Here is a 20,407-nt window from a genome sequence, read left to right as displayed (position 1 = left end):
TGATCATTCCTCGCGGTACCAGTCGAAGATGTTGTCGGTTTCGTTGGCCCAACCAGAGATCACCGGGCGCAGCGTGTTCGCGGACGCTTCCACCTTCAGGCGATGCATCGCCGGGATGAAGACGGTGTCCTGCCACATCAGGTCGTTGCACTTGATGTAGAGCGCGGCGCGCTTGACCGGATCCATCTCGGCATCGGCCGCGTCGATCGCGTCGTCATACTCCTTGTTGGTCCAGCGCGTGAAATTCGTGCCCTGCCACTTGTTTTCCTTGCTGGCGATATAGCGCGAATGATAGCGGCGCATGTGCTGCGACGGATCCGGCTGGCTCAGCGGAATCTGAAACATCTCGAGGTCGGCATAGAACTTCGGATAGGTGTCGGGGTTGGCGACGTCGGACGAGAAGAACACGGACGCGACGACCGACTTCAGCTCGACGTCGATGCCGGCCTTCTGACAGGCCTGCTTGACGATGGCCTGGGTCTTCTGGCGCGGACCGTTGATCGAGGTCTGGTACAGCAGCTTCAGCTTCTTGCCGTCCTTCTCCCGGATGCCGTCGGCGCCGGGTTTCCAGCCGGCGTCGTCGAGCAGCTTGGAGGCCTTCTCGATATTGAATTCCCACGAGGTGTTCTTGGAAACGAACTTCTCGGGACCGTTCAGGAAGTTGGCGGTGGTGCGGCCGGCACGGCCGTAGATCGCCTTCTTGATGGAGTCGCGGTCGACCAGCATCGACAGCGCTTTGCGAACCGCCGGGTCGGAGAACAGCGGATGCTTGGTCTTCATCGAGGAGCGCTCGCCGTCGACCTCGGTGTTGGGGTCGGAGAAGTTCAGCGCGATGAACTCGGTGTCGCCGCCCACGGCGTAGATGGTCTTGCCCTTGCCGCCCTTCTCGAGGCGGAGAAGCACGTCGTCCTCGACCTGAATGTTCCATCCGAAATCATATTCGCCGGTCTGGATCACCGCGCGCGCGGCCGAGACGGCGTCGCCGCCGCCCTTCATCTCGATCGAATCGAAATAGGGACGATTGGCCATGTGATAGTCGGGATTGATCACGCCGCGGATCAGATCGCCCGGCTTGAACTCGACGAATTTGTAGGGACCGGTGCCGACGGGCGAGAGATTGGTCGGTGCTTCGCGGGACTTCGAGCCGATGAAGTCGGCGAACAGATGCTTCGGAATAATCTGGCCGGCACCAGCGCCGACGAACGCGTCGGCCCAGAACGGCGTCGGCTTCTGGAAGGTGATCTTGACCGTGAGATCGTCGATCTTCTCGACCTTGAGGTCGCGATAGGTACCGCTGGTGACGGTCGCGGTCGCCGGGTCCTTGGTGTATTCCCAGGTGAAGACGACGTCGTCGGCCGAGAATGGCTTGCCGTCGTGCCATTTCACGCCCGGCTTCAGCTTCCACGTCACCGACGTGCCGTCGGCAGCGAGCAGGCCGTTCTGCACCGAGGGGATTTCGGCCGCCAGAACCAGCTTCATGTTGCCGTCCGGGTCCCAGCAGGCGAGCGGTTCATAGAACAGGCGCGAGCCGTCCTGGTCCTTGGTGCCGGTGGCGAAATGCGGATTGAGCAGGGTCGGGCCCTGCCACCACAGCAGCTTCAATGGGCCGCCGCCGCCGCGCTTGGTCGGCTTGTAGGTCGAGGCGCCTTGCGCCATCGCCACACCGCCGAGCGCAAGGATCTGGTTGGCCAGCGGCGCGGTCAGGCCCACCGCCGCCAGACGCTGGATGAAGGCGCGGCGATCCATCCGCCCGTCCTTCACCTCGCCGATCATCGAACGCAGTTCTTTATCCAGCATGGTTGTCCCCCGTCTGGTTCCCATAGTGATGAAGGCGGCCGTGATGCGCGGCCGCCCATTTGGCTGGCAGTAGATGGCGCACCGAATGGGGTGCACGTCAACTGGGACCGTGTGTGTGCAAACGGTCTTCTGACTGTCCGTTGGGCAAACCGGTGTTCCGTTAGCCCAACTGTTCGGCAATCCAGCATGAAAACAGGCTGGATTGCACGCTGCACTGCGGAAAATTTATTCGCCGGATCAGACGAAGTATCGAGGCAAAATTCTACGCCACGGACATGTCGAGCGGCGGGGCGACGTGGTCCGGCAACGGACAAACGTAAGGCGTCTTGGCCGTCCGCTTCTTCAGATCGGCCTTGGCGGAGTTGATCAGCTCCGGTTCCGTCAGCGCCTTGATGCCGAGACCGGCCATCGCCTTGGCGGCCTGCACCATGGCCTTGTGGGCGTGCGGGCTCTTGCCCTGCGCCACGACCTGCCAGGTGTGGAAGGGTGTGCCGATTGCAACCGTCGGTGCGTGAACCTGTACGGTCGGCACCACCCAGCTCACGTCGCCGACATCGGTGGAGCCCACCAGCGGGTTGCGCTTGGCATCCAGCGGCACCAGGAAGTCGGCCAGCGGCCGGTCGGTCGGCTCCATGCCGATCGCGTAATAGACCGATGAAATGTCCTTGTCGCTCAGCGTCGCGCGGATCTGGCTGGCAAAGCCCTTGTCCGCCTCGTCGAAATGCGGCGGCCCGAGCTCCTCCATCACCCGGTGCAGCGCCTGCTCCAGCGGCGCGTTCGGCAGGATGTTGGAAACCGCGGAAATGATCTTCATCTCCACCTTGGTCTCGGTCATCAGCGCCGCGCCCTGCGCGATCTTCGACACGCGCTCGACCAGCTCGTTCATCCCGGGAAGATCGCGCGCGCGGATCGAATAGCGCACGCGCGCATGGGCCTGCACGACGTTCGGCGCGATGCCGCCGGTGTCGAGCAGCGCATAGTGCACGCGCGCGTCGCTCGGCATGTGCTCGCGCATGTAGTTCACGCCGACGTTCATCAGCTCGACCGCATCGAGCGCGGAACGGCCGAGATGGGGCGAGGCCGCCGCATGCGAGGTACGGCCGGTGAAGATGAAATCCGCGCGCGTATTGGCGAGCGAAGGCGTCACCGCGACTTCCCAGAAGCTGTGCGGATGCCAGGTGATGGCGATGTCGGCGTCCTCGAACGCGCCGGAGCGCACCATGAAGGCCTTGGCCGCGCCGCCTTCTTCCGCAGGGCAGCCGTAATAGCGTACGCGGCCGGGCACCTTGGTCTCGGCAAGCCAGTCCTTCACCGCAGTTGCGGCGAGCAGCGCCGCGGAACCGAGCAGATTATGACCGCAGCCATGGCCATGGCCGCCGGTCTCGATCGGGCGGTGCTCGGCGACGCCAGCCTCCTGGCTCAATCCCGGGAGCGCGTCATATTCACCCATGAAGGCGATGACCGGACCGCCCTCGCCCCATTCGCCCATCACGGCGGTCGGAATGCCTGCTACCTGCTCGGTAATGCGGAAACCCTGATGGCGGAGCTCGGCGAGATGTTCGGCCGCGGACCTCGCTTCGGTGTAGCAGACCTCAGGCATGCCCCAGACCTTGTCGCTGAGGTCGATGAAACGCGCCTTGATCGTGTCGATGCCACGCCAGATGTCGCTGCGGTTATCCATTGCTTCGGTCCGTGATCCCTAGGTCAAAACGAAGCGACAATCGGTAGCAGCTTCATCGCACTCCGCCTAGCACCTCGCCGGACACCTGCCATGCGGCCGGTGCCGGATTAGTGGACTCCCTGGTCGCGCCTTGCACGAACCGGTCGCGCACATTTCGAAGATTTCACATGAGGTTCTCCGGAATAGTTAGGGGACGAGGCTTTCAAGACGGCCTCCTCCGGCCTAAATTATCCTTGCTTCGCGCGTCGCTCCGGTGGCCTTGGCGGCGCAACGCACCCAGCCAGGAGAACTCCATGCCCGCCATGACCGAATGGAGAGTGCCACCGGCCAACCAGCCGCGTGCGAGCGATTATGGTTTCGATCTCGACCGCGCGCTCGCGTCCGTCGTCGGCTTGCACTCCATCATCCCGCCGGATGCCTTCAGCGCCGAGACGCTGGGCACTGAACGCGCCGGCAACGGTGTCGTCATCGACCGCGGGCTGGTGCTCACCATCGGCTATCTCATCACCGAGGCGGAATCCGTATGGCTGCATCTCGCCGACGGACGGGTCGTGGAGGGGCATGCACTCGGCTTCGATTCCGAGACCGGGTTCGGCCTGGTGCAGGCGCTCGGCGAGCTCGACGTCGAGCCCCTGGCGCTCGGAAGCTCGGCCGAAACCAGGATCGGCGACCGCGTCGTGGTCGGCGGCGCCGGCGGCCGCACGCGATCGGTCGCGAGCCAGATCGTGGCCAAGCAGGAATTCGCCGGCTACTGGGAATATCTGCTGGACGAGGCCGTCTTTACCTACCCCGCACATCCGAACTGGGGCGGCACGGCGCTTCTCAACGAGCGTGGCCAATTGATCGGGATCGGCTCGCTTCAGCTCGAGCGCGAACGCGACGGCAAGGCCGAGCACGTCAACATGATCGTGCCGATCGACCTGTTGAAGCCGGTATTGGATGATCTGCGCAAGTTCGGCCGCGTCAACAAGCCGGCGCGACCCTGGCTCGGACTCTATTCGACCGAGATCGACAACCGCGTGGTGGTGATCGGAATCTCGGCCAACGGTCCGGCTGCCCGCGCCGAGCTCAAGACCGGCGACGTCATCCTCGCCGTGGACGGCGACAAGGTCACGGGCCAGACCGCGTTCTACAAGAAAATGTGGGCGCTCGGCGCCGCCGGCGTCGACGTGCCGCTCACCGTGCATCATGAAGGCGTCACCTTCGATGTCACGGTGACGTCGACCGACCGCTTCAAGCTGTTGAAGGCGCCGAAGCTGCACTGAGCCGACTTCGAGGAAGCAGCGATGACCGAGGCGGTGGTGGACGACATTGTGGCCGTGCTACCACCGCTGCTCAATGCGCTGGAAGCGCTGGGCTTTTTCCAGCGGCACCTGCATCCGCCGGCCTTCGCCTCCGTGATGAACGCGATCGGAACGCCGGACGAAACTCTGCAAGCCGCACGCGCGGCGATCCGAGAGTGGCCGAAGCAGTTTGCCGGACTGCGTGGCCAGCTCGATCGGGCCTGCGATGAAACGCTCGCCGCCTTTGCAGGCATTCGCGAGGTCGAGCGCGGCAATGGCGATCTCGTCGCGGTATTCCGCGCGCTGCGCCACGTGCCCCGCGCGCAGGAGGCGCTTTATCCGCTGGCCGTGCAGTTTCCACCGGTGAGCAGCTTCTTCCTCAACGCCGCAAATCGCGAGAATGCGGATCTGCTCGCGCGACTGGAAGTCGGCGCAAGCGAGCACACCGGCATCTTCCATGATCACAACGAGCCCGGCAGCCGCGGCGGCTTCTCGGTCTATGTGCCCGAATATTACACACCCGACCGGCCAATGCCGCTTGTGATGGCGTTGCATGGCGGCAGCGGCAATGGACGCGGCTTCCTGTGGAGCTGGCTGCGCGATGCGCGCAGCCTCGGCGCGATCCTGGTGGCGCCGACCGCGACCGGCCCGACCTGGGCGCTGATGGGCGACGACAACGACACGCCGAACCTCATGCGCATCCTCGACATCGTGCGCAGCCGCTGGACCATCGATGTCTCGCGCATGCTGCTGACCGGCATGAGCGACGGCGGCACCTTCTGCTACGTCACCGGCCTCGGCGGCGCATCGCCCTTCACGCATCTTGCACCGGTGTCGGCGACCTTCCATCCGCTGATGGCGGAGGTGGCGGATGCCACGCGCCTGCAGGGCCTGCCTGTCTTCATCACCCACGGCAGGCTCGACTGGATGTTTCCGGTGCAAACCGCGCGGCAGACGCAGGCCGCACTCTCGGCCGCCGGCGCCGACGTCACCTATCGCGAGATCGACGATCTCAGCCACACCTACCCGCGCGAGATCAACGCGGAGCTGCTGGCATGGCTGAATGGGACGTGAACACCCCGTCCTTATCCGCGCCGTTCTGCCGCGGAACCATCATTCCGGGTCGACGTTATTGCCGGTCACCGGAGGTTCGCCATGCAGACTTTTTTTGGAATGATCCTGGGCGCGCTGCTGCTTGCGGGCGGCGTCTACGTCTACGACTCCATGCAGACGTCGTCGGTCGCCAAAGGCGAGGTTGCGACCACCAATCGCACCATCGTGAACTGGGACGTCGCCAAGGCCGACTTTGACGCGCTGCGCGACCGCGCGCACAAGGACTGGGTCCGGATCTCGTCGAAGTAACGACGCTTGATCATGAACAAGGCGCCGTCGCGAACTCCGCGGCGGCGCCTTTGTGTTGCGCGATGAAGACAGCCCGGCTCAGTTCATCTTGGCCTTGCGCGCATCGGCAATCACCTGCTCGAACTCGTTCATGCTCAAGACGCCCGGCACGCGGTATTTGCCGACGATGAAGGACGGCGTGCCGCGGAAGCCGAAGGCTTCGGCCTGATCATTGTTGCGCTTGAGGAGAGCGTCAATGTCGCTGCCACGGCCGGTGAGATCGCGTTTCAGGCGATCCATGTCGACGCCGGCAGCCGCCAGCAGTTCGTTGATGCGCGGCTCTGTCAGGCGCGAGCTGACACCCATCATGGCATCGTGGGCCTGATGGTACTTGTTCTGGAATTTCGCCGCGAGCGCACTTCGCGCCGCGGTGACGGAGACCGGCCCGAGGATCGGCCAGTCCTTCATCACCAGCCGCACCTTGCCGTCGTCCTGGACGACCTGGCGCAGCTCGGGCTCGAGCTTGCGGCAGTAAGGACAATTGTAGTCGGACCATTCGACGATGGTAATGTTGCCGTCGGGATTGCCGGCAACCGGCGTGTCCGGATCGCGCAGCACCTTGGATTCAGTCAGTACCTCGTCGTCATCGGCGGCCGCGCGCGCGTAGGTGATCCCGCCCGCCGCCAAGGCGCCAGCCCCGATCAGCGTGAACGCCGCGCGCCGCGTCGTCAGAAGGTTCTTGTTTCCAGATCCAGCCATATCTCGTCCCGTTTCGGTCCCATCGCCGCAAATACGGTTCGCGACCGGGAATTGCTACGGCTGGTATAGAACCTTGCGGACGCAATGTCATCGCCAGGCTATGCGCGGTTGGCCGGCGCTAGCGAAGCCTTAGGCGCGCGGCAGCATCGCCATCAGCGTCCCCGTCATGGTTGCGATCAGCGTCGTCTTGCCCTCGTGCTCGGCAAAGGCCCTGGCCTCGCAGAAGGTTAGCGTGCGGCCGGGCTTGACCACCTCCGCCTTGAAGACGAAGCGCGTGCCGCGCGCAGGCGCGAGCAGCGTCGTCTTGAACTCGACGGTCAGGATGTCCGCTTCGCGCGGCATCAGGGTGAAGGCGGCAACACCGCAGGCGTTGTCGAGGCCCGCGGTGATGATGCCGGCATGGGCAAACCCGTTTTGCTGCGTGAAGGCGGCCGAATACGGCATCGCCAGCTCCACGTCGCCCGGCGCAAGGCGGACGATCACGATGCCGAGTGTGTGCATCGCGGGCTGCTCATTGAACATGGCGATGGCCGCCGCCCGATAGCCCGGGTCCTTCGGTTCGAACGCGGTCATGGCTTACACCTCGACCGGCCCGGCAAGATACCGCGACGCAGTTTCGCGGACGGCGTCGGCGAACGGCATCGACTTCCGCTGGCTGCGATCCATGTGCACGCCCGTGATCTCGCAGGTCGCGGCAATCTCGCCGGTCTCTGCATTTCTCATCTCGTGCCGGAAGCGGATGGACTTGTCGTTGATCTCGAGCAGGTGACTGCGAATCTCGACGATGTCGCCGGCGAGCAGCTCGCGCTTGTAGGCGATGTTCTGCTGCACCGCGGCCATGCCGCGCCCCGAGTTGCGCAGATAGCTCGGCGTCAGCCCGAGCCGGGCGAACAGATTCCAGTTGGCCTCGTCGAACTTGCCGACATACCACATGATGTTCATGTGGCCGACATGATCGCATTGCCACGGATAGACCGTGCCGCGATAGGTCGCCTCGTGCTCCATCGCAATTCCTCCTCTGCTGTTTCCGGCTTTTCTTCGTTGATACGGTAGCGTATCAGAGCCCGGGCGCGCTAGCAATACGGCACCGTATCAAGAACCGGCGAGGCTTCCTTCAATGAGCGACGGCAAGGGCGATGTCTGGGTCGAGGCAGGGTTTACCGAGCTCGCCCGCTCGGGGGTCGAGGGCGTGCGGGTCGAGGTGCTCGCCAAGCACCTCGGCGTCACCAAGGGCGGCTTCTACCGCCGCTTTGCCGACCGCGCCGCGCTGCTCGAAACCATGCTGGAGCGCTGGCGCGAGGGACGCACAGCGGCCATCGCACAGCAGACAAGTCTCGACGGTGAAGAGCCCCGCGAGCGGCTGAGGGCGGTAATCCAGCTCTATTCCGAGCGGCTGAACCCGGAGGGCATGGCGATCGAACTCGCGATCCGGCAATGGGCCCGCGCGGACGAGGGCGCGGCCGCGGCGGTGGCAAGCGTGGACGCGGCGCGGCTCAAGCACGTCGCCGAGCTCTATCGCGCGACCGGCCTTGCGGCCGAGGAGGCCGAGGCGCAGGCCTTCCTGTTCTACTGCTTCATCTTCGGCCAGAGCCTGCTGTTCGTCGAGCGCGGCCCGCGCAAACGATCGCAGCTCGTGGCGAAATCGGCCGAGAAGCTGCTGGCCTAGACGATTGGACCAAACAAAATGGCCGGAGCCAGGCTCCGGCCATCGCATTGTCGCGCGCGTCGAGGCTCAGGCAGCGCCCTTCAGCTTCTTGGTGCATTCGCTGTAATAGCCGCCGCCCTTCTGGATCCACTTCAAGCCGCCATTGCCGTTGGTGGTCTTGTTGGCATTGTACTGGTCGACGCAGGTGTGCAGGCGTGCCTTGCCGGGAGTCTCCTTGGCATATTTCGGATCGACCGCGTTCGGATAGATCGCAGGTCCGGCGGGCAGCGCCGGTGCGGCGGCGGGCGCGGCCTCCTTCTTGGCCTGCTTCGGCTCGGCGGGAGCGGCAGGCGCAGCTGGAGCGGCCGCGGCAGGCGCAGCCGCCGGCGTTGCGTCTGCACCGCACTGGGCTTTGCGGAAATCATTCCACTTCATGGTGCCGAGCGAGCCGTCCTTCTTGGCCGCCTGATATTTCGCGCTGCACTCCTGCGAGGTCAGTGCCTGCGCCGGCGCGCTTGCCACCAATGCCGCGACACCCGACGCTGCAATCGCACACATCAATCTGGTCTGAATGGTCATCCCTGTGTCTCCTCCTTGATCTTCCTCGACGGAAGTGAAACGAACATTGCTATCCTAGCGTGCCGGCCGCTTGCGACAAGGATGCGATGAGTTGCGGCGGCAAAATATAGTGATCCCCGCCGCTCTCATCATTCATGTGGCGTTCAGCAACGCAGGCCGACGTTCCCGGTTCTTCGCAATTCTCGCAAGAAGAGTGCAACACATGACCGCCACGTCCCGCCTCGCCGCCATCGCCCTCGCCTCCCTGCTCGTCACCGGCACCGCGTTCGCACAGACCGCCGCGCCGGCTGCCAAGACCGACGCGGCCGCCACTACCGCCGACAAGAAGGCAACGAAGGAGCGCTCGGCGGAATCGCTCGAATGCTCCAGGCAGGCGGACGCCAAGGGATTGAAGGGCAAGGAGCGCAAGAAATTCCGCCGCGAGTGCAAGAAGGAAGCGAAGGCCGGCACCGCGGCCCCTGCCGCCCCCGCCGCCGACAAGAAATAAGCCGGTCACGATCCTCCGCGAGCATCAGCGGGAGGCGCACGCATTGCGGCATGACGAGCCTGCAATTGTGCGCCTCTTGCTGATTTGCGATAAGGCGGCGTGAAGCAGATCGTCGCCTCCCTGCCGTTCGAATGGCCGAGCCGTGCCAGCGTCTTGAGCACGATGGAGACGCTCGTCATCGGCACCGCCGGCGGTCTCGCGTTCCTGCTCGCCGGCCTTCCGGGCGGGCTGATCTCCGGATCGATGATCGCGGTCGGGATCGCCGCAATCGCCGGCCGTCAGTTGACGCTGCCGCCGATCCTGACCCAGACCGTGCTGGTGCTGCTCGGCATCTCGCTGGGCTCGGTCGTCTCGCGCCATTTGATCCAGCAGGTCAGCGCCTATCCCGTCACCATCGGCCTGCTCGCGCTCGCGACCTTCTGCTCGACCTTCGGCTCGAGCTATTACCTCCAGCGCATCCACGGCTGGGACCGCACCTCGGCCTTCCTCGCCGGCAGCCCCGGGGCGCTCTCGCAGATCACGATCCTGGCTGTCGAGCGCGGTGCCGATTTGCCGGGCATCGCGGTGGTGCAGACCATGCGGGTCATCATCCTCACCGCGGCGCTGCCGATGGTGCTGGCGAGTGCGGGCGTGGCGCCCTCTGCCGCACCGTCGCTGACGACGACGATCGCCTCGCCGCTCGACCTCGTGGAGCTGGCCGCAGCCTCGCTGGCCGTGGCGCTCGTCCTGCGGCTGATCAAATTTCCGGCGAGCTGGATGTTCGGCGCGATGATCGCCTCCAGCGCGTTGCATGGCGCGGGCTGGGTCGAGGGCGGCCTGCCGGACTGGATGCGGGGCGTGGCGCTGGTCGGCATCGGCGCCCTGATCGGCAGCCGCTTCGCGCGGATGCGGATCAAGACGCTCGCCGGTCACATCAACGCGGCGCTGGGCTCGTTCGCGGTCGCAATTGCCATCTCCGCCGTCTTCGTCGGCATCGTCGCGCTCACCACGCAGGTGAAATTCTCCGATGTCGTCGTCGCATTCGCGCCGGGCGCGATGGACGCGATGCTGGCGCTGGCCTTGACGCTGCACATCGACCCGATCTTCGTCGGCGCCCATCACCTGTCGCGCTTCGTCTTCGTGACGATCGCAACCCCGGGCATCGTGCACCTGTTCGGGCGCACGCAGGACGACGTGGATGATTAGGTCCTAGCGCTCGCCGTCCGCACGAATCCCCACCCGGCGATCGCGGCCATCAGCAGCGAGATCAGCACGTTGTAGCCGGCTAGCGAGAGGCCGAGGAAACGCCACTGCACCTCGTCGCAGCGGACCACCTTCACGGTGTCGAGCCGCGAGAACAGGTCGCCGGCATTGCCGAGATTGACGACGGGACCTGAGCATTCGGTCGGCCCCTGCCAAAATCCCCATTCGACGCCGGAGTGATAGGCGCCGAGACCGGCATTGGCGAGCGTCGCCAGCGCTAGGATCGCAAGTCCGGCGAGCAGCAGCGGCCGCGCCGCGCCGGTCCTTGCCGCGACGGCGGTCAGCGCGCCGAGCGGAATCGCGAGATAATAGGCGTAACGCTGCTCCAGGCAGAGCGGACAGGGCAGGATTTCCAGCACGAGCTGGAAGAACCAGGCGCCCGCGATCGTAACCGCGGCGATCAATGTGACGAGCAGCGAGGCGGTCAGCGCGGGGCCCGCGCCGGCCGGCTTGAATGCTGGGATTGCGGCACTCTGGGTCGTCACGGCAGCTCTCTCCGATCGGTCGCGTATCTTAGCTAACTCCGGCCCATGCAGCTGTCGAGAACGGCCGGGATCACTTTGGCGCGGGTTGACCCCGTCCTGTCCATGGCTATAGTCCGCCGGCTTCGCGACGCCCCTCCTCCGAGCGGCCGACCGAAGGCCCCTGTGGCGGAACTGGTAGACGCGCTCGACTCAAAATCGAGTTCCGCAAGGAGTGCTGGTTCGATTCCGGCCAGGGGCACCACGAGAAAAATTACAACAATAACAATAACTTAGGTTGCTGGTTCGATTCCGGATTTCTCCGAAAAGCTTTCCCCGACGCGTTGAAAATACAAGCACAAGCCGACTGCAGCCGTCCGCTTTGCTGGTATTTTTGCTGGTATCGCCAAGCCAAACGCGCGCCGCTGCGAGTTTCGATATTCCGAGCGAGGAATTGAGCGCCGGCCTGGCCCCGTTCACCACTTTTCGCGTGACGTTGTCTGCAAGAACGATGGCGAGAGCGCCAACCCCAAGTAGATCCGCCCGACCGAAATGCGACACTGGCGCGTGGAAGCCTGGCTAAGATTTCCGGCGTGCCCGGCGGCGGTCCCTCCATCGCCGACGCGCGGCGTGAGCACCAAATATCTGCTCAAGGCAGGCAAAGACCGGAGCACCGAGAAGCGGTTCGACAAGCACACGCAAGCGGCCTCCTGAGCAATGAGCCGACGAGCGCTCAAGGTCACGGCAAGCACTTCCAATCATGCGTAACGCAGAAGCTGACCGGTCAGCGCGGTACGCGTTTTGACGCCCCCTAGCCGAACGACGTCCTGTCTGGCTGAAAGCTCGCATCGAGGCGGCCTTCGAAAAGGTTGAACAGGGACCACAGCGCGAAGTTGTAAACGCAAGCGCCGGACGATCGAAATTGCCTGACATACACGAGTGGCTGACATCACCCGGTTTGCAGCCACCAAGGTAGGCGCTGGTTTGGGTCAACGCGGCTCAACGAAGGCAGCGTAGCCGACCTTGCAGCCACGATGCGACCGAACTTACGGAATGCCGCGGCAATAGTCGTCGACGCCGCGGAAGTTAGGGAAGTTCGAGAGGAACGTTGCGATCCGCGAGACGTTGGGCGTCACACCGAAAATGCCAGGTCGCCGTGAGGTAGCAGCGAGTGGCCAACATCCTAGTCAGTCGAGACCAATTCAACGTGACACCCGAAGGCATCATACACAAGCCAACGGGTGCTTCTTTTATACCTGACATCGGCAATCCTCATGCCGGGAGAATTCGCGCGGGCCAGCTCGAAGGCGATCCTCGAACCGGTGAACGATACGATCCGGTGACCGTGAGGCGGATGATGCAAGAGCTTTGGGCAGAGTATGTTGGGGCAAATCCGAGCTTGTTTGGTAGAGAACGCTGAGAGAGGCATGAGTCGCGATGGCCGCAAAGCCCTCTCAAGCCTTACGACACTTCTCGGGTCCAAGCATTCGGCTTGTCACAGGCTTCCATTCGCTAGAACGGCATCAATCGTGCGCTTTAGGATTTCCAGCTCACACGGCTTGGAGAGCACCGGCCTCCCCCTGAATTGATCAGGGATGCCTTCCGACCCGTAGCCGCTCAGAAAAAAGAGGGGCAAGTCGCGAGCTGCGATCACTTCGGCCACGGGCTGCACGCTGAAACCGTGCAAATTAATATCGAGGATCGCAAGGTCGTATTGCTCGATTTCCGCCAGTGAGCGCGCGTCATCTACGTTGCCTGCTTCAGCGATGACCTCGTGCCCCAGATCCTCGACCATTTCGACAAGCATCATCCGAATGAGCACCTCATCTTCGACAAGGAATATCGATGCCTGTTTCATTTGTCTGAGCCTTGCCTGAACCGGCCGCCAAGCACGCGTTAAAGAACTGAGTTCTCCTCGCCGTCTTCGATGACAAGGACTGTTGCTGGCATTTGCGTCAAACCTTCCACCAGATCCTACATGTCGGCTGGACGTTACAAAGTGTGCACAAGCAAAAAGTTCCTGAACGGTTGGGAAAATTCGGCACTTCCTGGCAGGACTGTCCTAGCTAAGAGCCTAACTCAAAAAGCGTAGACACTTTCAGGGCTGGCCAATGGGCGAGTTAGGAGCCTCAGATGGGCGGCGTGGAGCCAAGCGAGTCCGATGGCCGGAGGCGCTTGCCGGCGTCGAAGCGGCGTGGCCCGCCGGAGGGCTCAGAGGTCAATCAAATGCTTCCTAGGTGGCGAAGTTGCCCTATGGCGCCTATTTGTCGTGACCACAGCTACCCTCCATTCCGGCAGCGACGTTCCCATTGTTTCGATAGTTGAACCGCCGAAGGTTGGGCGCTTCAGCCGCCGTCCGCCCCCCACCAGCGGTGCACTGGTTGAGCTTCTTCTGGGCGAAGTCGGCCAAGAAAAAGCTTGGCCCTATGTTCAAGCGTTTGCGGGAGGACCTGTAAGGCCCTCCCGTCCGACGACGGTGCACGACGCGCTTGCGCACAGCAGATCGAACAACGCGCGTTCCGCCTTGTATCTGGCGGCCGAGCGACTCCACTCCGAACCAGACATTACGACCTCCCCTCCGGCCGCGCAGACCGCCCACTTCCACCGGCTCCGCCCACGTTGTTTCAACATGATGTCGTAGCCCGCAAAGCGATCCTCTTTCTCGACGTTCATGCCGCTAACCGTCCCGGCAAGCTGCCTTTGAACTGGTCGATAAGCCACTGCTCGCGCTCGATCCGACGGAGGTAAAGCTCGCGTTCCTTCTCGGTCTTGGCGCCGGCAAGGAGCAGCCGGTAGTGCTCGATGACCTTCTCGCTGCCGCGGACCAGCAGATCTCTGACGTCGGTCATGGCGCCGCCCCCACGTTCGCCGGAGCGGGTCGCCTTGGGGGCATGGCGAACGCGATGGGGAAAGTCTTGGAGGTCAAAGCCTCCAGCGCGGAGCTTTCCTCGGAGAGACGCCGTTCGATGAACTGGCGCTCGAGCTCCGAGAGCTGCGTCTTCAGCAGCCTGCGGTAGCGGTGGATGTTGTTGCGTTGCGCGCGGATGCGGGCAAAATCTTCGTCGATCATCTTCGCCACTCCTGACGGTCTCTTAGGTCCTTTGCGTTTCGAGAAACGGGAAGGCGACTTCCCGGCAAAAAATATTCGCCGCGGGAAAGCTGTCAAGATGGCACTGGTGCGACGCCGAATCCTTCCCAGCGCGTTAGCCAAGGCGGAGCGAAAAAAAATTATGGCCGACCTCTTGAATCTCCCTTGCGTTTCTCTAAGTCGTTTTTCGCCGCGAGAGCGGTGTGCCGGACGCCCCCATGGGTCCGGCTCGGGCGCCGGCCGGCAGGTCCTCGGACCGCCGTCTTGCGCTCCTTCGTAACCATCTTGCTCTTTGGAGGACTTGGATATGAGGACCACGTTCGACTTCGCGCCCCTGTGGCGCTCCACCATCGGCTTTGACCATCTGGCCGGCCTCGTCGACAGCGCGTTGCGCCAGGCGACCGAGGACAACTACCCGCCCTACAACATCGAGCGCTCCGGCGAGGACCACTACCGGATCACGCTTGCCGTGGCAGGCTTCGGCGCCGACGACATCAGCGTGACCGCCGAGCAGAACGCGCTGACCATCGAAGGCAAGAAGCCCGAGAAGGCCGCCGGCGAATTCCTGTACCAGGGCATCGCAGCACGTCCGTTCCGCCGCATCTTCAATCTGGCCGACTTCGTCCAGGTGAAACAGGCATCCTTCCAGGACGGTCTTCTGATCATCGATCTCGTCCGCGAAGTGCCGGAGGCCATGAAGCCGCGCCGGATCCAAATCGCAGGCGCGACGGCTTCGCCCCAGATCGAGCAAAAGAAGGCAGCCTGATCGCTCTCATGCGATCGGCAAGCGGCGGCGGGCGCGCAAGCCCGCCGCCCATCACACCATCCCTTGGAAAGGAGCGTAAGGGAGACCACCGATGACCGATGCCAAAACCAATTCCGGCAATCTTAGTCCCCTCTTTCACCCCGCTGCGCACTACGGATCTCCGGACGATGTCCTGAACGACGCCGACCTCTCCACGTCGGAGAAGCGCATCATCCTGTCGTCTTGGGCGTCCGACATGTTCGCGGTCGAATCCTGCCCCAACCTGCGCGAGATACCTGGCATGGGGCATACGATCCGACTCGCCGATATCTTGGCGGCGCTGCGGCGCCTCGACGGCGAGGACGACGGTCCACCTCGCCCGGGCGGGGCGACGATGCGACTGCGGCGGCCTCGGGCCGCCGCGCTCATAGCGATGTCGACGGCCTCGACCGCGCGGGCTGTCTCCTGAGGGCCGGCTCGTGCTCAGACGGATCAACCCACGTTAATGCACGCGCTCTGAACCGCCCCAAGATCGCGTGGTTCCCTAAGTCGGCTGCACCGACAGCAACGTATCCTGCGCCCCAACGTTGTTCTTTGAAAGCGCGACTTGGATGGCATCGCGCCCAACAATGGCAAGGCAGATGGCGCGCGTTCTGATTGGCACCTCCGGCTGGCACTACGCCTCCTGGCGAGGTCCGTTTTTTCCCGAAGGATTGCCGCTTAAGAAGCAGCTCCCCTACTATGCCGGGCGGTTTGAGACCACCGAGCTGAACGGCGTGTTCTACCGTACTCCTACGCCAGAGGCAGTGAAGGCATGGCGCGACCAGACCGGGCGCGACTTCGTCTTCGCTTGGAAGGCTTCGAAGTTTATCACGCACTGGAAGCGCCTGTCCGAACGCTCCGAGAACAGCCTCGACCTGCTTGAAAGTCGCATTTCCCTTTTACGCGGCAAGGTCGGCCCGATCCTGTTTCAGCTTCCGCCGCAGTTTGAAGTGGACCCCGATCGGCTGGGATCCTTCTTCAAGCTTCTCTCCAGGAAGCGCCGCTACAGTTTCGAATTTCGGCATCCGAGCTGGTACCAGCCGCGCATTCTCCGGATGCTGTCTGACGAGAATATCTCACTCTGCCTGTCCGATCATCACGAGGCGCCGGCTCCGTGGAAGCGCACTGCGGACTTCGTCTATGTCCGCGGACATGGCCCAGGCGGACGCTATCACGGCCATTACTCGCAAGCCGCGCTCGCCCAGTGGGCCGGACGCCTCAAGTCGTGGAAGCGGCAAGGCTGTGACGTCTATGTTTATTTCGACAATGATCAGAAGAGTGCAGCGCCGGCCGACGCGCAGGCATTGAGAGAACTGCTGTAGCGGTTGGGCCAGAAGCCGCCAACATTCAGTCGCAGTATAACTGTGACGGAGGAACGTTTCGGGACGGTTTCGCTTGATGCCGTGAAAAGCCACACGATCAGTGTCCTGCGCCCCCTCCGGGAGGCTTGAACCGCACAATGCAGCTCATGGAAGCCGAGTCCGTCGCCCAACTGCCACGGGGGGCCCAGTGGCAATACGAGCCGAAATGGGATGGATTCCGTTGTCTTTTGATCCGCGAACGCAGCCGAGTCAGCATGCAATCCAAAAGCGGCCGCGATCTGGTTCGTTACTTCCCGGAAATTGCCGCAGCCGCGGCCGCCTTGTCGCCGAAGACGCTCACCCTGGATGGTGAGTTGATTATCGAGCTTGATGAGGGCTATTCGTTTGATGCGTTGCTTCAACGCATTCATCCGGCCGCCGGCCGGGTCAAGCACCTTGCCAAAGAAACTCCCGCAACCTTCATGGTTTTTGACCTGTTGCGATCGGGCGCGAGAGATCTTTCGGGTCTGCCGCTTATGATGCGCCGCGCCGCCCTTGAAACACTTGCGGGAAAGGCCTTCCAGGCGAGCGGGCTTTTCCGGCTGACACCGGCAAGCCGAAACTATGCGGATGCCGAGGCCTGGCTCAACAGCGTAAATGAAGATCATGACGGCGTGGTCGCCAAGCGCCTCGACCTGCCTTATCGAGGCGGCACCCGAGACGGCATGCAGAAGATCAAGCTGCTGCGATCGGCTGATTGCGTTGTCGGCGGATTTCGTTATGCCGAGAAGAAGCAGGGCAATCGAAAAGTCGTTGGCTCATTGTTGCTCGGCCTCTACGACAAGGGTGGACTTCTGCACCATGTCGGATTTACGTCCGGCATCCGATCGTCCGATCGACTGGCTCTCACCGATCGGCTGGAGAAAATCGTCAGGTTGCAGAGCTTCACCGGCAATTCACCGGGCGGTCCAAGCCGCTGGTCGACAAAGCGATCGGCTGAATGGAAAGCCGTGCGTCCAACTTTCGTGGTCGAAGTATCCTATGACCATGTGACGGGCGACCGCTTTCGGCACGGCACGAAAGTCATCCGGTGGCGTCCTGACAAGAAGCCCTCGCAATGTCGCATGGATCAGCTTCGGCAGAGGGCGGCCACACAAACCTTCCGAGCAGCGACGTAGCTCGGCGCGCTTTTAACAAAGGCCAGGACATCTCATCGACGTCCTGGCCTTGCTGGGTCAGTGAAGCCTTAGGACTGGCCGCCTTTACGTCCGGCTTCGCTGGCCTTCTCGCGATCGTTGGCGAAATTGCCCGGATTGTCCGTCGAGCTCCCGCCCTGCTGGCCGGGCTTGCTTCCGCCCTGGGTCTGCTGTCCCTGCTGGCCGTGGCTTTGCTCGCCACCCTTCTTGCCGGCCTCAGACGCGCGCTGCGGATCGTTGGCGAAATTTCCGGAGCCACCACGTTGTTCGTCTGCCATCAATCTTCTCCTTGTTTGTTGCCCGGCCCATGAAGGCTAATGGCGAGATCAGAAGCTCGTTCCTGAGAGAAAGATTAAGGTTGGTCAGAGATTGTTGGCCAGCATGTTGCGCGTCGCCTGCCGCACGGCTTCGATGCCCGTGACGTTGTTCATCAAAGCAATCTCGCCTTGCTGCTCATGTCGTATGGCATGCGCCATCAGACGCAGGCGGGGATCGCCGGACGAATGCCATTGGTTATCCGCCATCTGGACGGCGCCGGCATGATGCAGGCTCATCAGACGGATAAACATCGCATCAAACTCACCATCGGCCGCGTTGCGCGCATCCGCCATTTGTGCCGACGTCAGATAGCCAGGCATGGCCACCCGCTCCTCGCTCGAGCAGAGCGCCATCGGCTCGCTGAACCACCCGCGCCACCAACGATCGAAGATGCGGTTCTCGCCCTGCTGGCTGGCGATCATCAAGGCCGCGAGCGCGCGCAGGTGCGGGTCCTGCGCACGCTGCTGGCCGAGCTTAGCAAGCTCAATTCCTTGCTCATGATGCGTGACCATATGGCGGATATAGCGCTGATCACCGGCAACATCGCGGCTGAGGATTGGCAGCGGCCAACCCAACCCATCAATCACGGAAACAAGGCCGAACGTTGCAAGCACGAGAAGTGCTCCCGCTGCCCACCGTTTGGCAAAGCGCACCGCGGATGTTGGCGGCGCGCGCCCCAGCGGCCAACGCAGCCAGGCGAACAGGGGATAGATCAAAGCGGACGAGAGATGAACGAGAAAGCCGATCCAGTAGGGTTGCTGCAAAGTGAAGATCGGCTGGAAGAACGGAAACAGCGGCACCAGTCCAAACCACTCGGTCGCCGAAGTAACCGCGGCCCAGGGTATCGCCAGCCAAAAGAGAGTGCCGGGCACAAGACGGCTCGTCCAGCGCCCAAACAGACCGAAGAAGACCAGCGCCCAGGAAAAGTCCGCCCATTGATGAAAGGCGATGCCAAGGGCAATCGCGTGAACCGAAGGCGACGCGCTCAGCATGGCGTCGCGACCTGGAATGGCAGCGACCGTCATCCAGTCGACCGCCGCGTCCCGTCCCAACTGTGACGCCGCAAGCTGGCTGATGAGCGTCGAAAACGTGCTGCTGACAAGCCCGAGTTGAGCGGCCGCCAGCCAATTCGACTTCGACTCTTTCGCGGCGCCCTCTCCCATCAGCCGAACGGCTTCATCACGACCTTGATGCAGCCATCCTGTTTGGCGCGGAACGTCTTGTAGAGATCGGGCCCTTCCTCAAGCGTCGCTCGATGGGTGATAACGAAGCTTGGATCGATCTCGCCCTTTTCGATGCGTTGCAAAAGCTTGGGCAGGTAATGCTGAACAGGGGTCTGGGCCATGCGGAAGGTTAGTCCGCGATTGATGGCACTGCCCATCGGGATGTTGTCGAGCACGCCGCCATAGACGCCGACAATCGAGACAGTACCGAAGTTGCGGCAGCATTGGATGGCCTGCCGCAAAACATGCGGGCGATCGGTTCCCATGAAGGTCGCGACCTTGATGCGATCGATCACAGAATCCTTGCTTGCCATGGTGTCAGGCTCGGTGCCGACCGCATCGATGCAGGCATCGGCGCCGCGCCCTTGCGTGAGTTGCTGGATGCGCTCGTAGACATCCTCTTTCATAAAATCGAGCGTGATGGCGCCCGATTGCATGGCGAGGGTCAATCGCTCGGGCACCGTGTCGATGGCGATCACCCGTTCGGCGCCCAGCAGAAATGCGCTCTTGATGGCAAACTGGCCGACTGGTCCGCCGCCCCAGACGGCGACTGTCTCGCCGCCTTTGAGGTTGCAAAATTCCGCGGCCATATAGCCGGTCGGGAAAATATCCGAGAGAAACAAGACCTGTTCGTCCGTGAGCCCCTCCGGGACCTTATAAGGCCCGACATCCGCGTACGGTACGCGCATATACTCGGCCTGGCCGCCGGCAAAGCCGCCCAACATGTGCGAATAGCCGAACAGGCCAGCGGGCGAATGCCCCCACATTTTCTCAGCCTCTTTGGCGTTGGGGTTGGAGCGCTCGCAACCGGAGTAGAAGCCGTTCTTGCAGAAAAAGCATTCGCCACAGGCAATGGTGAAGGGCACCACCACGCGGTCGCCGACCTTGAGCTTGCTATTGTCCTTGCCGACCTCGACAACCTCGCCCATTGTCTCGTGGCCGAGCACATCGCCTTTTTCCATGGTGGGCATGATGCCGTCGAACAGATGAAGGTCCGAGCCGCAGATCGCACAGGCCGTCACCTTGATGATCGCGTCACGTCCGTCCTGGATCTTGGGATCGGGAACGGATTCACAGCGGATGTCGCTCTTGCCGTGCCAGGTGAGGGCTTTCATGCTCCGCTCCAAAGGTTGCGCGACCAGACCAAGCATCAATCTTGCGGCTGGTTCCTAACCGCTTAGGAACGCTCTCGCCTGTGCCCCATTAGGCTCAGAGCCAC

Annotated in this window: 23 protein-coding genes and 1 tRNA gene; 11 read left to right on the top strand and 13 right to left on the bottom strand. The window is 62.9% G+C overall.

Annotated elements, in window-relative coordinates; genetic code table 11:
- Positions 1 to 3 precede the first annotated feature (3 nt).
- Both HAP40_RS05710 and HAP40_RS05705 read right to left on the bottom strand, forming a co-directional pair.
- Complete coding sequence (locus tag HAP40_RS05710; protein WP_166818712.1) at positions 4 to 1,797, bottom strand: peptide ABC transporter substrate-binding protein; 1,794 nt, start codon at positions 1,795 to 1,797, stop codon at positions 4 to 6.
- Positions 1,798 to 2,059: 262 nt separating this feature from the next.
- Positions 2,060 to 3,478 carry a M20 family metallopeptidase gene (locus tag HAP40_RS05705; protein WP_166818713.1) on the bottom strand — a complete coding sequence of 473 codons (1,419 nt, stop codon included), beginning with the start codon at positions 3,476 to 3,478 and terminating at the stop codon, positions 2,060 to 2,062.
- Positions 3,479 to 3,771: 293 nt separating this feature from the next.
- Between HAP40_RS05705 and HAP40_RS05700 the strand changes: the two genes are divergently transcribed.
- The 3 genes from HAP40_RS05700 to HAP40_RS05690 all read left to right on the top strand — a co-directional run bounded on the left by HAP40_RS05700 (position 3,772) and on the right by HAP40_RS05690 (position 6,123).
- Positions 3,772 to 4,743 carry a S1C family serine protease gene (locus HAP40_RS05700; protein ID WP_166818714.1) on the top strand — a complete coding sequence of 324 codons (972 nt, stop codon included), beginning with the start codon at positions 3,772 to 3,774 and terminating at the stop codon, positions 4,741 to 4,743.
- Between the two features lie 21 nt (positions 4,744 to 4,764).
- Positions 4,765 to 5,835: a phospholipase gene (locus tag HAP40_RS05695; protein ID WP_166818715.1), complete on the top strand. Its 1,071-nt coding sequence runs from the start codon at positions 4,765 to 4,767 to the stop codon at positions 5,833 to 5,835.
- Between the two features lie 81 nt (positions 5,836 to 5,916).
- The gene (locus HAP40_RS05690) at positions 5,917 to 6,123 is read left to right on the top strand and encodes a hypothetical protein (protein WP_166818716.1); all 207 of its coding nucleotides are present in this window, start codon (positions 5,917 to 5,919) and stop codon (positions 6,121 to 6,123) included.
- 78 nt (positions 6,124 to 6,201) lie between these two features.
- Here HAP40_RS05690 and HAP40_RS05685 read toward each other — a convergent pair whose 3' ends face one another.
- The 3 genes from HAP40_RS05685 to HAP40_RS05675 all read right to left on the bottom strand — a co-directional run bounded on the left by HAP40_RS05685 (position 6,202) and on the right by HAP40_RS05675 (position 7,866).
- Complete coding sequence (locus HAP40_RS05685) at positions 6,202 to 6,861, bottom strand: DsbA family protein (RefSeq protein WP_166818717.1); 660 nt, start codon at positions 6,859 to 6,861, stop codon at positions 6,202 to 6,204.
- A 129-nt stretch (positions 6,862 to 6,990) separates the two neighbouring features.
- Positions 6,991 to 7,434 (bottom strand): PaaI family thioesterase, encoded by a 444-nt coding sequence (locus HAP40_RS05680; protein WP_166818718.1) that lies wholly within the window; start codon positions 7,432 to 7,434, stop codon positions 6,991 to 6,993.
- A 3-nt stretch (positions 7,435 to 7,437) separates the two neighbouring features.
- Positions 7,438 to 7,866: an acyl-CoA thioesterase gene (locus tag HAP40_RS05675; RefSeq protein WP_166818719.1), complete on the bottom strand. Its 429-nt coding sequence runs from the start codon at positions 7,864 to 7,866 to the stop codon at positions 7,438 to 7,440.
- 112 nt (positions 7,867 to 7,978) lie between these two features.
- Between HAP40_RS05675 and HAP40_RS05670 the strand changes: the two genes are divergently transcribed.
- The gene (locus HAP40_RS05670) at positions 7,979 to 8,527 is read left to right on the top strand and encodes a TetR/AcrR family transcriptional regulator (protein ID WP_166818720.1); all 549 of its coding nucleotides are present in this window, start codon (positions 7,979 to 7,981) and stop codon (positions 8,525 to 8,527) included.
- Positions 8,528 to 8,593: 66 nt separating this feature from the next.
- Here HAP40_RS05670 and HAP40_RS05665 read toward each other — a convergent pair whose 3' ends face one another.
- A complete protein-coding gene (locus HAP40_RS05665; protein WP_166818721.1) occupies positions 8,594 to 9,085 on the bottom strand; it encodes a hypothetical protein in 492 nt (163 codons plus the stop codon).
- A 202-nt stretch (positions 9,086 to 9,287) separates the two neighbouring features.
- Here HAP40_RS05665 and HAP40_RS05660 point away from each other — a divergent pair, with 202 nt between their 5' ends.
- Positions 9,288 to 9,572: a PsiF family protein gene (locus HAP40_RS05660; RefSeq protein ID WP_166818722.1), complete on the top strand. Its 285-nt coding sequence runs from the start codon at positions 9,288 to 9,290 to the stop codon at positions 9,570 to 9,572.
- 99 nt (positions 9,573 to 9,671) lie between these two features.
- Positions 9,672 to 10,757, top strand: coding sequence for an AbrB family transcriptional regulator (locus HAP40_RS05655; protein ID WP_166818723.1), 1,086 nt, complete (start codon positions 9,672 to 9,674; stop codon positions 10,755 to 10,757).
- Here the strand turns inward: HAP40_RS05655 and HAP40_RS05650 are convergent.
- Positions 10,754 to 11,299: a disulfide bond formation protein B gene (locus HAP40_RS05650; protein WP_166818724.1), complete on the bottom strand. Its 546-nt coding sequence runs from the start codon at positions 11,297 to 11,299 to the stop codon at positions 10,754 to 10,756. The two genes, HAP40_RS05655 and HAP40_RS05650, sit on opposite strands and share 4 nt — an antisense overlap.
- A gap of 156 nt (positions 11,300 to 11,455) precedes the next feature.
- Between HAP40_RS05650 and HAP40_RS05645 the strand changes: the two genes are divergently transcribed.
- A tRNA-Leu gene (locus HAP40_RS05645) sits at positions 11,456 to 11,540 on the top strand.
- A 1,230-nt stretch (positions 11,541 to 12,770) separates the two neighbouring features.
- Here HAP40_RS05645 and HAP40_RS05640 read toward each other — a convergent pair.
- The 3 genes from HAP40_RS05640 to HAP40_RS05630 all read right to left on the bottom strand — a co-directional run bounded on the left by HAP40_RS05640 (position 12,771) and on the right by HAP40_RS05630 (position 14,345).
- Complete coding sequence (locus tag HAP40_RS05640; RefSeq protein ID WP_166818725.1) at positions 12,771 to 13,133, bottom strand: response regulator; 363 nt, start codon at positions 13,131 to 13,133, stop codon at positions 12,771 to 12,773.
- 811 nt (positions 13,134 to 13,944) lie between these two features.
- Positions 13,945 to 14,124 carry a hypothetical protein gene (locus tag HAP40_RS05635; RefSeq protein ID WP_166818726.1) on the bottom strand — a complete coding sequence of 60 codons (180 nt, stop codon included), beginning with the start codon at positions 14,122 to 14,124 and terminating at the stop codon, positions 13,945 to 13,947.
- Entirely contained in the window at positions 14,121 to 14,345 is a 225-nt protein-coding gene (locus HAP40_RS05630) for a hypothetical protein (protein ID WP_166818727.1), read from the bottom strand. Before HAP40_RS05630 ends, HAP40_RS05635 begins: the two co-directional genes overlap by 4 nt.
- Before the next feature lie 325 nt (positions 14,346 to 14,670).
- On the opposite strand from HAP40_RS05630, the gene HAP40_RS05625 reads away from it, so the two are divergent.
- The 4 genes from HAP40_RS05625 (at position 14,671) to HAP40_RS05610 (ending at position 17,629) form a co-directional block, all read left to right on the top strand.
- Positions 14,671 to 15,129, top strand: a complete 459-nt coding sequence (locus HAP40_RS05625) for an Hsp20 family protein (RefSeq protein WP_166818728.1) — start codon at positions 14,671 to 14,673, stop codon at positions 15,127 to 15,129.
- A gap of 91 nt (positions 15,130 to 15,220) precedes the next feature.
- Positions 15,221 to 15,577, top strand: a complete 357-nt coding sequence (locus tag HAP40_RS05620; RefSeq protein ID WP_051378248.1) for a hypothetical protein — start codon at positions 15,221 to 15,223, stop codon at positions 15,575 to 15,577.
- Positions 15,578 to 15,749: 172 nt separating this feature from the next.
- The gene (locus HAP40_RS05615; RefSeq protein ID WP_166818729.1) at positions 15,750 to 16,472 is read left to right on the top strand and encodes a DUF72 domain-containing protein; all 723 of its coding nucleotides are present in this window, start codon (positions 15,750 to 15,752) and stop codon (positions 16,470 to 16,472) included.
- Positions 16,473 to 16,618: 146 nt separating this feature from the next.
- Positions 16,619 to 17,629: an ATP-dependent DNA ligase gene (locus HAP40_RS05610; RefSeq protein WP_246741372.1), complete on the top strand. Its 1,011-nt coding sequence runs from the start codon at positions 16,619 to 16,621 to the stop codon at positions 17,627 to 17,629.
- Positions 17,630 to 17,697: 68 nt separating this feature from the next.
- Here HAP40_RS05610 and HAP40_RS05605 read toward each other — a convergent pair whose 3' ends face one another.
- The 3 genes from HAP40_RS05605 to HAP40_RS05595 all read right to left on the bottom strand — a co-directional run bounded on the left by HAP40_RS05605 (position 17,698) and on the right by HAP40_RS05595 (position 20,303).
- A complete protein-coding gene (locus HAP40_RS05605; protein WP_166818731.1) occupies positions 17,698 to 17,925 on the bottom strand; it encodes a KGG domain-containing protein in 228 nt (75 codons plus the stop codon).
- Between the two features lie 84 nt (positions 17,926 to 18,009).
- Positions 18,010 to 19,128 carry a DUF305 domain-containing protein gene (locus HAP40_RS05600; protein WP_166818732.1) on the bottom strand — a complete coding sequence of 373 codons (1,119 nt, stop codon included), beginning with the start codon at positions 19,126 to 19,128 and terminating at the stop codon, positions 18,010 to 18,012.
- Positions 19,128 to 20,303: a zinc-dependent alcohol dehydrogenase gene (locus HAP40_RS05595; protein WP_166819607.1), complete on the bottom strand. Its 1,176-nt coding sequence runs from the start codon at positions 20,301 to 20,303 to the stop codon at positions 19,128 to 19,130. Before HAP40_RS05595 ends, HAP40_RS05600 begins: the two co-directional genes overlap by 1 nt.
- Positions 20,304 to 20,407 lie beyond the last annotated feature (104 nt).

The organism is Bradyrhizobium sp. 1(2017) (assembly GCF_011602485.2).
GTDB lineage: Bacteria > Pseudomonadota > Alphaproteobacteria > Rhizobiales > Xanthobacteraceae > Bradyrhizobium.
This window is presented reverse-complemented; position numbering and strand designations above follow the sequence as displayed.